Below are 13,852 nucleotides of genomic sequence, written 5' to 3'. Positions count from 1 at the left end.
GCCGCCCTGCAAGACGTGTGGCACCGGCCGATGCCCCCAGCGCACCCACCCGTCCCATCCCCTCCAACGGGGCATAGGGCGAGCCAGTCTGCGAGATTTGAGAATTGACGTATCCCCGAAACCGATCCGACGGACGCAAGGAACATGCGCCCGCCGAGGGTATCGACCATTGTCGAGTCTCGGCTTGCGTCATTAAGCCTGACTGGTTGCGAGACCAAGTGACCCTAGAACCCCGGGATTTCGCGGGTCTCCCTCACGAATAAGCCTCTGCCGGACAGTTTCAAGAGCCGCCGTTTGAGAGGAGCTTCCACGAAACCCTTCCAGGGAACAGGGGAACGCAACCTCTACCCAGGGGTGGCCAGGCTTCACGGACGGGTCGGCATCTCCAACATCCCCATGGTGCGCACGGGAGTTATCTCCACCAACACGCGCTCAGGGTCTGGGGCAGGGCGGCGACCGTATCGATCCGCATAGCGATCTACAGCGTTCGAGACCTCATCGTCGGCAGTTCGAACTTCAGCAACGCCCTCGATGGTCAACCACCTCGGACCCGCTACCTGCGATATCGCGACCCTCGCCTCTCCGGGAAGCGCGGCAAGGATGTTGGCGATTTTCACGCTGTTCTTCCGCGTGATGACCCGCGCGACGCCCGCATCATGGTCGTAGGTCACACCAACGGGCACTACATGCGGAGTTCCATCCGAACGCAGCGTGGTCAGCGTGGCCAGGTGGTATTCAGACCAGAAGCCCGCGAAGGCTTCGGTTTCAGTGATCGCGGTAGCCATGACGCCAGGTTAATTCACTTCCACATTCATGCGGATGCGACCTGTGTCACGCAATTCGAGATCACCACAAAGGTTCCATTATGTCCGAATGGTTCCAATTCAATGACAGATCCCCACAGGCTCCCTGTTTCAAATTTATAACGAATCACCTTGCGCCCACTTTCCGCGAACCTGCCAACTCATTCGCCAGATAACAGCAGGTCAGCTTGGTTTCACTACGGATGTACACCGCGGGATTCGATGATCGAATAGTAGTTTTCGATCTTGACTGGCTTTTCGCCCCCTATTGCCCTACGCGAATCCGGTGATCAATCCACTCCAGGGATGACGTACGGTTCGATCAAGCAGGTGGATCACGGGTTCATCAGGGCCTTCTTCCGTGACCTCCACCGGCTAGGCCATGCGGAGATGCACCTTCCACAGAACCCCGAGCACGAGCCCAGCGGAGTCGCTGGGTGGACACGGCTCGCAGGGCGCAGGGGTACCGCTAGACCGGCGGCGAACCCCGCCCATCAGACAGCAGGACAAAACCGAGCCGTACCTCCACCGCTGTGGCGTCCGCCTCGGACATCGAACATACAAGCGATAATGCTGGTGTCGATCGCCACCGCCTGCGGGCGTGACGGACGAGCACTGGCCGACGAGGGACCTATGTGGTGGCGAACCGAGGACACACGTCCCCAAAGCAACACCGAGCGCCAGGTGCGTCCCTGGCCTCTCCGCCGACCAGGAGTCTTCTCCCTTGCAGGTCGAGCGGACCGCGTGGCGGACAGGCAGCTTCGTAAGCGGATCCGCCTGGAGCTCCAGGAGCTCGGCGTGCAGCCCCCGCTGCGCATCGACGAGCTTCGGAGCGCGCTGGCAGCCCAGCGCGATCGACCCATTGTGATTCGACGCGCGCCACTCCCGATGCCGGGGCCCGTGGGCTTCTGGCTCGACCTCCCGGATGCCGACGTCATCGTCGTCCAGGAGCGCACGACCCAGCTCCACCAGGACCACATCATCCTGCACGAGCTATGCCACCTAAAGACCGACAGGCCTCAGGCCCCCCGCTGGGAGAACCACGCCGCAGGTTTCGGAACGGAGGGCGGGCGATGCTCGTACCTCGACAAGGAGGAGTGTCAGGTGGAGAAGGCGGCCACGATCATCATGGAGTGGTCCTCCGTTCTGGAGCAGGTTGGCCCTCCGCCAGCCTCCGATCCGGCCGTGCGCAGCGTGAACCTGGCCCTGGGTGACCGGCAGGGGTGGCTGTGATGACGATCCTGTTCCTCCTCATCCTGGCCAGCGCCGTTGCGTGGAAGGTCTACCAGCTCACGAAGGCACCCCGGGATGGCGCCCTGCGCTCCGTCACCCTGTGCCTCATGTGCGCGGCCCTGTCCTATCCGGTGGCGATGCCGGGCGGAGCCAGTGGCGTGGACACCGTCGCCGGCCACGGCGCGGCCAAGCTCATCCAGAACATCCTGCTGCTCGGCACGGTGTACTTCCTGATGTGCTTCTACCTCTACTCATCGGCCGACCGGACAACGAGTAGGCGTCGGGCACGTCGCGAGGCGCTCTTTGTACTCGGGGTCGCGGCCATCCTGGTCATCTCGGCCACGACGGTGCAGCACGAGGTGTTCGCCGGGTCCTTCTCGACTGCGGACATGACGATCACCCAGCTCGCCGCGTCCTACGGCGTCGCCGGCCTGTACCTGACCTACGCCCTGGGCGCCGCCGGCATCTGGACGGTCGGCTACGCCCGGCTTTCACCGCGTCCGCATTCCACCGGTCTCTGGATCACAGCGGTCGGACTGCTGGCCATGGCCGCGGCCTGCGCTGTCCGAGCGGTCTTCGTGGCAACCCGGTGGCAGGGCGGCACCGTTCCGAGGGGACTGATGTCCGCCGTCGCGATGCTGTTGGTCCTCTCCATCCTCCTCTTCGTCGTCGGCGTTTCGTACTCCGGCGCCCGCAGCCGCCTGTCGGCTCTGCGGGTGTGGCGGCAGCATCGCCGCGGGTACCGCCGCCTCGAACCTCTTTGGAGGCTCCTTTCCGACCGGTTCCCCGAGACCGTCCTCGCCTCCCGGCCAACGGTGCTCGAGACCTGGGGTGTGCGTGGCGTGCACCGCCTCTACCACCGGCGCGTGGTCGAGTGTCGAGACGGGCTGGTCCGCATCAGCCCGCTCATGGACGACCTGACGACGGAGGACCTGCTGGCCATGAACGCGACCATCCTGGCGAGTCGGCTCCGCTCCGCAGCAGCCGCAGACGTCCTCGGGGCCGAGGAGGCCCAGCCGGTCATTCCGCTGGCCGTACCCAAGATCGACAGCGCCGGTGCTGACGCCGCGCACCTGTTTGCCCTCTCCGACGCGCTCCGCGCCGCCTGACCACCCTTCACGGAAAGAGAATCCCGATGCTGATCACAGCTGGCCGCATCCTCACCGGAGACGCCGACGTAACCGACGGCGCCGTACTCGTCCGGGACGGCATCATCACTGCCGTCGGCCCGCGCGCCGACGTCGAAGCCCAGGCAGGCAGCGACGAACCGCGTCAGGATTTCGCGGACTCCACCCTGCTGCCCGGCCTTATCGACGCCCACGTCCACCTCGTCTTCGACGCCGGCGCCGACCCCGTGGCCACCATGCAGGAAGCCAGCGACGAGGACCTGTTGGAAGGGATGCGCAAGCGCGCCGACCAGCTGCTGGCCACCGGCATCACCACGGCCCGCGACCTCGGCGATCGTGGAGGCCTCGCGCTGCGTCTCGCCCAGGAAATCGCCACCGGCACCGCGCCGGGCCCTCGCATCATCGGAGCAGGGGCCCCCGTCACTCCGCCCGGAGGACACTGCTGGTTCCTCGGGGGTGAGGTCTCCAACGCCGACGAAGCCCGCGCCCTCGTGCGGCGCAATGTCGCCGACGGCGCCAAGGTCGTCAAGGTCATGGCCGGCGGCGGCGGACTCACCAAGGGCGGAGCCCCCAGCTGGAAGAGCCAGTTCGGCGCAGACGAGCTCGCCGTCGTCGTCGAGGAGGCCCACCGGGCCGGCCTGAAGGTGGCCGCACACGCACACGGCACCGATGCCATCACCGACGCAGTGGCCGTCGGGGTCGACACCATCGAGCACTGCACCTGGATGACCGAAGACGGCTTCGACCTCCGCAAGGACGTCCTGGCACAGATCATCGAGAAGGGCATCTACGTCTGCCCCGCCGTGAGCCCGCACTGGCGGATGCTCCCCCGTTTCTTCGGCGAGGAGAAGGCCGCCGCCATGTTCGCGCTCGTCCAGCGGATGGCCGAGTCCGGAGCCCGCCTGATTGCGGGCACCGACGCCGGCGTCCAGCGCGCCGGGTTCGACGGCATCGTAGGCGCCCTCGGCTTCTACGAGCACCTCGGCGTCTCCCGAGACCGGATCCTGGCCATGGCCACCAGCGAAGCGGCGGCAGCCCTCGGCGTAGGTGACCAGACCGGCCGCATCGCCCCCGGCTACAGCGCCGACCTGCTCCTGGTGGACGGCAACCCGCTCGAAGACCTGTCTGCCCTGAGCGCGGTACGCGCCGTCTTCGCCAACGGCCGCCAGCACCAGGCCGCGTAGACGCAGGGAACCACCAAGCGGGGCTTGCCCGGCGCCGTCAGGCGCTGGGCAAGCCCCGCTCTTCGATTTCCGCGACGATGTTGTTGATCAGGGCCATGACCTCGGTGGGCAGCCCCTCGGGCCCCATCTGCCGCCCCTTCAACCCGCGGATCTTGCCAGCCTGCACGTTCGCGAGCAGGGTCAGCCCCTCGGCGACCTGCCTCTTGACCACATCGCGGCTCCGGAAGAAGAGGGCACTGACGCCGAAGGCAGCGGACAGCCCCTCCAGCACCGGCGGGGACGCCTCGGTCACTACTCCGTTCCGCAGGTCCGCAACGCCGGCCGCAGAGATCACCTGGGCGCCGACGTAGGCGTTGACCGCGCGCGCGATCTCCGCATCCGAGGGTGGCGCGCTGCCGTCGTCCGGGTTCTCCAGGAGATACCGCATCTTCTCGGCCAGGCTCGTGGGAACCTCGGGGTGCGGCTCCGGCACCTCGATCCCGAACGAGCGCTCCTGCGCTGCCATCAGCTGCTCGACACTCACGCCGTACGCCTTGGCCAGCGGCTCGACATAGACACCTGAGAGCCGTCGCTTGGCCCGCTCCGCGTTCGCCACAGGGCCAGCGGATTTGGTGCCCAGGAGCCCCGGCACCTCGTTTTGGAAGAAGCCGGCATCGGCCCTCAGGTCCGCCAGGGTCGGCAGACCATCACGCGGGAACAGGTCTTCGAGCGACTGCCCCAGCGCACGAGCGAGAGCCGGGAGCCGCTCCTGATCCGGATGGCTCGCACCCTTCTCCCACGCGGTCACGCTGGTGGCGTGGACCCCTACTACGGCCGCCACAGCCTCCTGCGTCAGCTCTGCGGTGCGGCGGAGCGTGCGTACACGCTGCCCATCGAAAGTCCGTGCTGGCATGCTCCTCCTCCGTTCCGCCCCGACCTGCGTTCACTGTATTCAGGAAACCTAGTTTTAGCCACTTGTGTGGTTCACTGAACACAGATAACTTCGACTCAGCGAACGATACCGGCCGGCGGTCGGAGATCCACCCCTCGCGTCCAAGTCGTGATGGTCGGATTCTCCGCAGGTCAGGTGGGTGCTGCGTGGAGTACGTCGGTTCTAGAGCTATGTCTAGATCTTGCGCGGGGGTCTGCGTAGCTTGTTGCCAACCCCGCCGGACACGGCCGGGCAAGGGGCACACCAGGGGGAGGGGTCCGGTGAGGACACAGCGCCAGTCACGCACTAGCGGCGGGTAGGCAAACAGAAACGGCGCCGGGGAGGAACTCCCAGACGCCGACTGTGCAGCTGGGAGAGCGTCAACTCTCCTGCGCTGCCCAGCAGATCACCTCGGGCCCCGGCAAGGGCCCGGCAGATCACCTACTTCACTCCGCGCCGGCCCCTTTCCATGGACAGCGGTGCGGAATCATCACGGGAGAGTGTTGCATGTCCACACCCCTGCGCGAAAGGCCGCAAAGTCCGGCTCACGCCGAGATACCGACTCTGCGGGCCCGCGCGCTTGCCCAGCAGCTCACCACGATGCTGCCGCAGGTCGCCGACCTCCACATCCGCCTGCAGGACGGCCGCACAACCTGGCCCCACCTCGACGTGAGGGCCACCGGCGCCGACGGGCAGGCGGTTCGGATCAGCCGCACCCAGGCACACGTCGCCGCCCGCTGGGTGATCCGCACCTACCCTGCAGCCAACTGGGCAGCACGCCGCACCTTTGACCTTCGGTCCGGTGCGCTCGATGGCGGTGCCGCCTGATGGCGCGCATCCGCACGATCAAGCCCGAGGCCTTCGAGTCGGAGGACCTGGCATCGGTCGACGTCACCGCCATGGTCACCTTCTTCGGGCTGCTCACCCAGGCCGACGACCACGGTCGCTTTCGCGACCACCCTGCGATCATCGCCGGACGGCTCTGGGCTCTCCGCGCCGACCACACTCCGGCAGACGTGGCCAGGGACCTCGAACAGCTGGCCGGCGCAGGTCTCATCTGCCGCTACACCGGATGCGACGGCGGCCAGTACCTGCACTTCGTGACCTGGGAGAAGCACCAGAAGATCGACCGCGCCTCGGCGTCACGGCGACCGCGGTGCCCCGTGCACCAGAGCCACAGCAAGTGCAGCGAGTGCGACGGGGCCTCGTGCCCGGCCACCTCCGCTCCGGCCACTACGGCGGCACCGACCACTCCCGCCGAGCTCTGCGGTGCCAGCACGCGCGACTCGATGAACACTCGACGAGCCCTCGATCACCCCGTTTCGACCGATTCGGCGCCATCGGCTGCCCCCGCAGCCTCCCGCCCCGCAAGCAACACCAGCCTCAGGTCGACTCCATCGGCCCGCCAGCAAGCCCTCCCCGGAGGCCCTGAGGAATCCGCAGGTCAGACGGTTCTCGATGAGGCCTCGATACAACTGCGCGAAGCCTCAGCCTCTGGATCTAGGATCCTGGATCCTGGATCTTTCCCTAAGGGGGGCGCTGCCCCCGCGCCGGAGTCCGCACCCGGATCGATATCGGCAAAGGACCTGCTGGCCGAGTACGTGTCGGCCTGCTCTCAACCGGTACCGCAGACGGTGCGCGGACTGATCGGCCGCCACACCAAGGGACTGCTGGAAGAAGGCTTCGACCCGGCGGTCATCCGGGCCGCCCTGGAGCGCCTCCGCGTCAAGGGCCTGCACCCCAGCGTCCTCCCGAGCCTGGTCAATGAGGCGCTGAACGCCTCCCCGCCGGCATCCGCCTCCGGCGCGGGGCTCTGGGCCAGCCCCCGGCCCGCCTATCAGCCCTGGCAGAACCCCTCCGACAGCTCGGTCTACGAGGAGTCCCTGTGACCCGACGCAAGCACACCCCTCAGCCACTGGCGCTGGGCGACACCACCTCGGTGAGCCGCATCCGGGCGAAGTTCGCGGCGATGGGGATCGATCCGGACCGGCCGGTGGCCGACACGCCGGCAGCGATTCCCGCGCTGGAGGCGGCGCACGGCCGGATCCCCCCGCGCTACCAGCAGGCGACGATCTCAGACCCACGGGTCAGCCAGTGGGTGGACGACGTCGTCGAGCGCGCCTCGGCCCCCCATACCGCCGGGCGTCGGGAGATCGCGACGGGCCCCTCGCTGCTCCTGCTCGGAGCGACCGGGGTCGGCAAGACGTACGAAGCCTTCGCCGCGATACGGGCCCTGATCGCCACCGGCATCGTCGTCCGGTGGGAGTCCGTCACGGCCGCCGACCTGTACGCCGACATGCGCCCTCGGCAGGGTGTCGACCCGGCGTGGATGCTGCGGCGCCTGGTGCGGATACCGCTCCTGCACCTGGACGACCTGGGCGCGGCAACGACCACCCGGTTCACCGAGGAGCTGACGTACCGGCTGATCAACCACCGGTACAACCGCGAGCTGCCGACGCTGATCACCAGCAACCTCGCCCCCGCGCGCACCCCCTCGATGCCTGCCGAGCAGCCGGTGCTGCGCGAGCAGATCGGCGACCGGGTCGCCTCGCGCCTCGTCGGAATGTGCCAGCAGATCGCCATGACCGGACCGGATCGCCGCCGGACGCGAACCTCCGCCTGACCAGCCTCCGCTCCCCCTGCCAACCCCACCGCCTGGACCCGCCACGCCGCGCTGCACTGCTGCAGCGCCGTGGTGACCGCGTGCCGGCCGTGAAGCACAACGGAGAACACCTTGCGATACATCACCACCCACGAGAACCCCATCGTCGGCATGCTCGGGATCACCGATCGCAGCTGGACCGAGCGAGGCTCCTGCTACGGCATGGACCCCGCCAAGGCTGGCGAGGTCTTTTTCCCCACGGCCACCAGCAGCAAGAGCACCGAGGAAGCCCGGTCCATCTGCAAGAGCTGCCCGGTCGTGCAGCAGTGCTTCGACGGGGCCATGGACAGCGACGCCCGGAAGGGATTCCGAGCCGGACTCACGGAGAAGGACCGACGCCCCTTCCACAACAAGGTCGCCAAGCGTCTGGACTACAACCGCGTACACGCCGTCTTCCGGGGCCGCGATGTAGCCCTGTCGATCCCCGAGCGCAACGCTGTGGTCCGCCAGGCCTACCTCCGTGAGTGGAGCGTCGAACGTCTGGCGATGCTGCTGCAGAGCGATTTCGACTACACCCGCAAGCTGATGCGTGAGCAGGCCAAGGAGGTATCGGCGCGCGACCACCAGTGGCTCCAGCAGATGTCCGCCACGCGTGAGGCCGGCGGACCAGCGAAGGCCTCGTCCGTGGCCGTCACAGACGCCGCAGCTTCCTGCGACTCGGAAACTCGCACGGCCTATGGGGAAGCCGCGTGAAGGACTCCCCCGCGCATGCCGCCGCCCCCATCGGCTTCTGGGACCGCCTCGCCATCATCACCCTCGGCACGGCCGGCTGCGCGCTGTCGTACGACGCCCTCCAGCAGATGGCCGTGGCCATCCACGTCCGCGGATTCCTGACCTACCTGTTTCCGCTGGTAGTCGACGGCTTCATCGCCTACGGCGTACGGGCCCTGCTGGTGCTCGCCGAAGCCCCCCTGCGTGCACGGCTTTACGTGTGGACGCTCTTCGGTACGGCCACCGCATCCAGCATCTGGGCGAACGCACTTCACGCGGTGCGCCTCAACCAGCAGGCACCCAGTCCCAGCGGCCTGCGCCTGGGCGACACCGTGGTGGCGATCCTGTCCACGCTCGCCCCCCTCGCGCTCGCCGGCGCGGTCCACCTCTACATCCTCATCACGCGGCACCACCCCACGGACCAGACGCGGACCAACACTGCTGACCAGCAAGCCACTTCGCTGGTCCGGTCCGACACACCTGTCGCCCGGTCCGCCGACGCAGAGGAGGGCGCCGCCGGACCAGACCACCCGCGCTCGAGCAACGTTCAGGCGGGCCAAGAGCCGGCGGACCACACCGCACGCCCCGATCCGTGCAACGGGGCCGGCGGCCAGACCGTCGTCCGCAAGGCGGACCAAGCCCTGCTCAGCACGGTGAGCAGCGGCATCCCAGCAGCGGACCACTGGCCGCACTCGGGGGAAGACTTCGCCTCCGGCGAGCCCGATCCCGAACACGACCGTTCTACCAAAGCCGCAGGTGGTGTCGCGGACCAAGCCCTCCCGCACCCCGTCGAGGACGGCGGACCAGACCTGGCAGCGGACCACGTTGATGATGCGGAACCCGTGCCGGAGCCTCCTGCGGCCGGACCAGAAGCAGCCTCAGAGGATCACGGAGGCCGGGGGCTCGAAGACGCGGTGGACCAGACCAGCGGCCCCTTCCCCGATCCGATCCCCTTGGAAGTGCTCGTCCCGATCGCGCGCGATGCGGCTCTGGCCGGCGGCCGGATGACCCGCAGAGTGATCGGACCGTACCTACGCGACCAGCGCCTCACGATCAGCAACGAGCGGTTCCGGGAGCTGCAAGAGGTCCTCTACCAGGACCCCGCGCTGGAGCATCTGCCTCGACCGAAGCGGCGAACCCGCTGACGCGCGGACAACGCGCGTCTTGACCAGTCGGCAACACATCACAGAGCGGGGCGGCCCGGAGACAGCTCCGACGCCCCGCTCAGCCCCCAAGGAGTCCTCGTGTCCTCATCGACCGCCAGCCAGCCCTCGCAGTCGGCGAACACCCACGCCGTTGCCTCCGCTTGGGCCGATGTACTCGTGCGCCGCGGGCACCTGCACGCCGTCCTGCCCGCGCCCACCGGTCAATGGCTGGTCCAGGAGGGGCCGAAGTCACCCGTGCTGGTGCTGCCCGGCCCCGAAGATCTGCTGGACCTCGCAGCCCGGGTCCAGCGCGACGAGAACGCAATCCGGGGCGTCAGCCGATGACCGACCCGCTCTCGGATCCGATCCACGAGGTCAACCAGGCACACATCAACTCGACCTCAGGGCGAGCAAGTTATCGGCCAAGACACTCTTCCCCGTTGGGGAAGGTGTCTTGGCCAGAGCCCGCCCCGGGGGTGGCGGGTCCGGACCAGCGCCGGGGGGCACTGGTCCGGGAGGCAGCGACCGAGGGCGGATCGCAGCCGGAGGAGAAGCAACCGCCACGACGCCGACAGCGCGTCGCACCGAACAGTTCGCGTAAGCGCTCCCCCAAGCCGCCATCCGACAAGCGAAGTCACGTCTGCAGCGTCCGCCTGAACGACGACGAGAAGACCTTGCTGTCGAGCGCCGCAGCAGCAGTCCACACGACCCTGCCCGCCTTCCTCGCCCGCAGCGGCATGGCCGCTGCGCACGACCTCGACAACAGCGCCGCCGCCATCGCCGGCCACCGCGAGATGGTCTCGGAGCTGTTCGCCGCCCGCCGGCACCTCGGCCGCGTCGGCACCAATCTCAACCAGATCACCCGCGCCATCAACTCCGGCGGCCAGCCCGAAGAACTGGACGCGGTCCTCGCCGCCGTCCGCCGGGCCGTGGACCGCGTCCAGGCCGCCACCGACCACCTGCTGAACCAGACCTAGAAGGACAACACCGGCATGATCCCCAGGATCCACAACCGCGGGAAACGCACCATCGGCCTGCTCGCCTACCTGTACGGGCCGGGCAAGTACGAGGAGCACACCGACCCGCACCTGGTGGCTTCCTGGGACGACAACGCCCCCGACCCCGGCCGCGACCCGCAGGCCACCTTGAAGCAGCTCCGGCGCCTCCTCGACCAGCCGGTACAGAACGTTGACGAGGGCAGCCGCCCAACCCAGCATGTGTGGCACCTGTCGGTCCGCAACGCCCCCACCGACCGGATCCTGACCGACGAGGAGTGGGCGGACGTCGCCCGGCGCATGGTTGCCGCAGCCGGAATCGACGACCCGGACCAAGGGGCGGGATGCCGCTGGGCTGCGGTCCGGCACGCCGACGACCACATCCACATCATCGCCACCCTCGTCCGCGAGGACGGCTACAAACCCGACCTCGACAACGACGCCCAGCGCGTCCAGGACGAAGCCCGCCGCCTGGAAGCCGAACTCGGGCTGCGCCGCCTCAACTCCGGCGACCGCACCGCAGCCCAGCGGCCCACCAGCGCCGAGCGACACAAGGCGGAGCGCACCGGCCGGACCCGTACCGCGCGCGAGGAGCTCCGCGAGACCGTCCGCCGCGCGGTGGCCGGCGCCGCGAACGACGCCGAGTTCTTCGACCGGCTCGGTGCCTCCGGCCTCCTCGTCGTACGCCGCGTCGCACCCAGCGGCGATCTCCTCGGCTACAAGGTCGCCCTGCCCTCGGACCGGAACAAGGACGTCGAACCGATCTTCTACGCCGGCGCCAAGCTGGCTCCCGACCTCTCCCTCCCTCGAATTCGCCAGCGATACGAAGGGCAGGAGGCTCCCGACGAGACCGCGGTCGGCAGCCCGCAGCCGAGGCCGTCGCAGGCCCGTCGCTCGGCGACCGGTGCGGTGTGGACTGCACTGCTGGTCATCGGCCAGGACGACGACGGCGCGGCAGCCGCCCAGATCGCTGACGTCGGAGAAGTGCTCGACGCCCTGGCCAAGACCAGCGCCGCCCACACCCGGCGTGAACTCTCCGACGCCGCCTTCGCGTTCGAGCGGGCATCGCGCTCTCATATCCGTGCCGAACGGCAGCAGGACCGTGTCCTGCGTCAGGCAGCCCGCGACCTCGTACGGGGCGGTCCTGCCTTGGGGCGTGGTGAGGACGGCGCTGGCACGGCCATGGTCATCGACATGCTGTTCTTCCTCGTCATCACCGCCGCCGCCTGGCATGCGAAGAAGGGCCACGCCCAGCAGGCCGCGGCGGCGCAGCAGACAGCCGAGCACCTGCGTGCGGCGTACCGCAACGCCGCCGTGGCGCCGCTGAGCGTCCTGCGTGAACGGGGCCGCCAGCTGACCCTGCCTCTCCAGCGCAGATACAGCTCCGCCATGCGCGAGGCGGTCCCGGATCTCGCACAGCGGGTGCTCGACGAGGCCGGGTGGCCGGCACTGGCCGCAACGCTCGCCGAGGCCGAGGCAGCAGGCCATGACGTGGTCCCGCTACTGGCCGAGGCCGCCTCGCGCCGCGAGTTGGACACCGCGGAGTCGATGTCCGACGTGCTGGTGTGGCGCCTTCGCCGGCTGGCAGACCTGCCTGCCGCCGCTGGCACGGACTCTCCCGCAAAGGGCACCAGGGCTAGCACCATCCGCTCGCGACAGAGCTCCGTCCCAGGTCAGGGCAGCCCTCGACAGGATCGTCCGGCGCCGGGCCGCTGATCGTTTCCTTAGTAGAAGTACGAACCGCTGCCGGGAGAGGATTCTCCCCTGCCACCACACACCAGGCCCGGGAGGCACCCATGTTCCGCCGGCACAACCGACACCACGACCAGGCCAACGAGTTCCGTGCTGCCGCGGCAGAACTGATCGCGGCGGCTGAGGAGCCCGCCCGGCCTGCCCCGGCGAGTACCGAGCCCAGCAACATGGAGCCCGAGGACGTAGAGCTTGAGATACCGGCGGAGCTCCACGTCCCGGCGGCCGGGGATCTGGCCGGGTCGATGATGCGCTACTGGGCGCCGTTGACCGTGGACGGGGTCGTGATTTCCTGCGCGGAGTGCGGCGTGTACCGCGACTGGCTCGTACTGAACTCCGGCGGGCGGGTGTGGGTCCGCTGCCGCTCCGGACACGACACCCCCGTTCCCGGGCTGGACTCGGCCTGGTACGAGCGGACCGCCGGGCCGGTCGAGGGTCTCTACACCAGCAGGAAGGATGGCGAGGCCTCGTTCGGCTACGACGGAACCTTCGCGGGAGTGATCCTCTGATCGCACACCAGGCGAGATGGATCTACCCCACCCGAGGTGATCGGGGTAGCGTACGGCCGCACACGAATTCTGGGGAATAACATATGCGAAACAACGTCAAGAATCTGCTCAGCCTGACGGCTCTGGGAGCCCTCGCGCTGACCGGCTGTTCCCAGGCTGCCGCACCTTCCGCGCCGGCCTCATCGGCCCGAGCAGAGGCGAAGAGCAGCGACGGATCCGGCGTATCCGCGAAGCCTTTGACCAGTGCTGAACTCGGCCCCCGCTTGCTGGACCTGATCGATCTGGGCTCCGACTACCGGGTGAAGCCCGAGACGACGTCGAAGCACGACGACATGGCTGTCGTCGGGTGCCCTGCTCTGGAGAAGCTCGGCTCCGGACCGGCGGACGGCTCGCTGGACTTCCCCAACCAGGCCAAGGTGTCCTTCACGTACGCCTCGAAGGATTCCGACCTGAGCGAAGAGGTCTACAGCGACACCGAGGAGAAGATCTCCGTCCGGTCCCGGGAGATCTTCACCGCCATGGAGTCGTGCCCGAAGTACCAGATGGTCTCTGGCAACGTCCCCATCGACGTGACCGTTCAGAAGGTGACCACGCCCCAGCGCGGCGATGAGCAGTGGGGGCACGTCCTCACGCTCACGGCAGGCGGACGCCCCAGCGTGATGAAGCAGATCGCCGTCCGCTCCGGCAACGTACTGATCGTCCTCTCGGGGAGCCCCGCCCTGGTCGACGCCCACGTGGACAAGGCACTGGCGAAGGCTCTGAAGCCCGCAGGCTGACGCGCCCCGAAAACGCCCTGGCCCCGAGCGAAGAATCTCGCTGGGGGC

15 protein-coding genes are annotated in these 13,852 nt (G+C 68.3%); 13 read left to right on the top strand and 2 right to left on the bottom strand.

Annotation, left to right across the window (positions count from 1 at the left end):
- Positions 1-365 precede the first annotated feature (365 nt).
- Positions 366-785 (bottom strand): TIGR03618 family F420-dependent PPOX class oxidoreductase, encoded by a 420-nt coding sequence (locus tag OG904_RS30150; protein WP_405496333.1) that lies wholly within the window; start codon positions 783-785, stop codon positions 366-368.
- A gap of 762 nt (positions 786-1,547) precedes the next feature.
- On the opposite strand from OG904_RS30150, the gene OG904_RS30145 reads away from it, so the two are divergent.
- From OG904_RS30145 to OG904_RS30135, 3 genes are read left to right on the top strand one after another with little or no spacing between them, the layout of a single operon-like run.
- Complete coding sequence (locus tag OG904_RS30145) at positions 1,548-2,036, top strand: hypothetical protein (protein WP_405496331.1); 489 nt, start codon at positions 1,548-1,550, stop codon at positions 2,034-2,036.
- Complete coding sequence (locus OG904_RS30140) at positions 2,036-3,145, top strand: MAB_1171c family putative transporter (RefSeq protein ID WP_405496329.1); 1,110 nt, start codon at positions 2,036-2,038, stop codon at positions 3,143-3,145. Before OG904_RS30145 ends, OG904_RS30140 begins: the two co-directional genes overlap by 1 nt.
- Positions 3,146-3,171: 26 nt before the next feature.
- Positions 3,172-4,347: an amidohydrolase family protein gene (locus OG904_RS30135; RefSeq protein ID WP_405496327.1), complete on the top strand. Its 1,176-nt coding sequence runs from the start codon at positions 3,172-3,174 to the stop codon at positions 4,345-4,347.
- Between the two features lie 37 nt (positions 4,348-4,384).
- Here the strand turns inward: OG904_RS30135 and OG904_RS30130 are convergent, their stop codons facing one another.
- The gene (locus OG904_RS30130) at positions 4,385-5,239 is read right to left on the bottom strand and encodes a helix-turn-helix domain-containing protein (RefSeq protein ID WP_405496325.1); all 855 of its coding nucleotides are present in this window, start codon (positions 5,237-5,239) and stop codon (positions 4,385-4,387) included.
- A gap of 525 nt (positions 5,240-5,764) precedes the next feature.
- On the opposite strand from OG904_RS30130, the gene OG904_RS30125 reads away from it, so the two are divergent.
- The 10 genes from OG904_RS30125 to OG904_RS30080 all read left to right on the top strand — a co-directional run bounded on the left by OG904_RS30125 (position 5,765) and on the right by OG904_RS30080 (position 13,804).
- On the top strand, positions 5,765-6,085 hold the full coding sequence (locus tag OG904_RS30125) for a transcriptional regulator (protein WP_405496323.1): 321 nt from the start codon (positions 5,765-5,767) through the stop codon (positions 6,083-6,085).
- Positions 6,085-7,146, top strand: a complete 1,062-nt coding sequence (locus OG904_RS30120; protein ID WP_405496321.1) for a hypothetical protein — start codon at positions 6,085-6,087, stop codon at positions 7,144-7,146. The genes OG904_RS30125 and OG904_RS30120 overlap by 1 nt, the downstream gene beginning before the upstream one ends.
- Positions 7,143-7,880: an ATP-binding protein gene (locus tag OG904_RS30115; protein ID WP_405496319.1), complete on the top strand. Its 738-nt coding sequence runs from the start codon at positions 7,143-7,145 to the stop codon at positions 7,878-7,880. Before OG904_RS30120 ends, OG904_RS30115 begins: the two co-directional genes overlap by 4 nt.
- Positions 7,881-7,991: 111 nt before the next feature.
- On the top strand, positions 7,992-8,612 hold the full coding sequence (locus OG904_RS30110; RefSeq protein WP_405496317.1) for a WhiB family transcriptional regulator: 621 nt from the start codon (positions 7,992-7,994) through the stop codon (positions 8,610-8,612).
- Positions 8,609-9,775, top strand: coding sequence for a DUF2637 domain-containing protein (locus OG904_RS30105; RefSeq protein WP_405496315.1), 1,167 nt, complete (start codon positions 8,609-8,611; stop codon positions 9,773-9,775). The genes OG904_RS30110 and OG904_RS30105 overlap by 4 nt, the downstream gene beginning before the upstream one ends.
- A gap of 99 nt (positions 9,776-9,874) precedes the next feature.
- On the top strand, positions 9,875-10,120 hold the full coding sequence (locus OG904_RS30100; RefSeq protein WP_405496313.1) for a hypothetical protein: 246 nt from the start codon (positions 9,875-9,877) through the stop codon (positions 10,118-10,120).
- Positions 10,117-10,752, top strand: a complete 636-nt coding sequence (locus OG904_RS30095) for a MobC family plasmid mobilization relaxosome protein (RefSeq protein WP_405496311.1) — start codon at positions 10,117-10,119, stop codon at positions 10,750-10,752. Before OG904_RS30100 ends, OG904_RS30095 begins: the two co-directional genes overlap by 4 nt.
- A gap of 15 nt (positions 10,753-10,767) precedes the next feature.
- Positions 10,768-12,486 (top strand): relaxase/mobilization nuclease domain-containing protein, encoded by a 1,719-nt coding sequence (locus OG904_RS30090; RefSeq protein WP_405496309.1) that lies wholly within the window; start codon positions 10,768-10,770, stop codon positions 12,484-12,486.
- Between the two features lie 80 nt (positions 12,487-12,566).
- Positions 12,567-13,028, top strand: a complete 462-nt coding sequence (locus OG904_RS30085) for a hypothetical protein (RefSeq protein WP_405496307.1) — start codon at positions 12,567-12,569, stop codon at positions 13,026-13,028.
- Between the two features lie 236 nt (positions 13,029-13,264).
- Entirely contained in the window at positions 13,265-13,804 is a 540-nt protein-coding gene (locus OG904_RS30080; RefSeq protein ID WP_405496305.1) for a hypothetical protein, read from the top strand.
- Positions 13,805-13,852 lie beyond the last annotated feature (48 nt).

It is taken from the genome of Streptomyces sp. NBC_00096 (genome assembly GCF_045041305.1).
GTDB lineage: Bacteria > Actinomycetota > Actinomycetes > Streptomycetales > Streptomycetaceae > Streptomyces.
The sequence above is the reverse complement of the archived record's forward strand: the minus strand, read 5'-3'. Positions and strand labels throughout refer to the sequence as shown.

Coding starts and splice junctions, on each gene's coding strand:
- OG904_RS30090 (WP_405496309.1), top strand. CDS start 10,768: ATGATCCCCAGGATCCACAACCGCGGGAAACGCACCATCGGCCTGCTC.
- OG904_RS30120 (WP_405496321.1), top strand. CDS start 6,085: ATGGCGCGCATCCGCACGATCAAGCCCGAGGCCTTCGAGTCGGAGGAC.
- OG904_RS30125 (WP_405496323.1), top strand. CDS start 5,765: ATGTCCACACCCCTGCGCGAAAGGCCGCAAAGTCCGGCTCACGCCGAG.
- OG904_RS30140 (WP_405496329.1), top strand. CDS start 2,036: ATGACGATCCTGTTCCTCCTCATCCTGGCCAGCGCCGTTGCGTGGAAG.
- OG904_RS30150 (WP_405496333.1), bottom strand. CDS start 785: ATGGCTACCGCGATCACTGAAACCGAAGCCTTCGCGGGCTTCTGGTCT.
- OG904_RS30130 (WP_405496325.1), bottom strand. CDS start 5,239: ATGCCAGCACGGACTTTCGATGGGCAGCGTGTACGCACGCTCCGCCGC.
- OG904_RS30085 (WP_405496307.1), top strand. CDS start 12,567: ATGTTCCGCCGGCACAACCGACACCACGACCAGGCCAACGAGTTCCGT.
- OG904_RS30095 (WP_405496311.1), top strand. CDS start 10,117: ATGACCGACCCGCTCTCGGATCCGATCCACGAGGTCAACCAGGCACAC.
- OG904_RS30135 (WP_405496327.1), top strand. CDS start 3,172: ATGCTGATCACAGCTGGCCGCATCCTCACCGGAGACGCCGACGTAACC.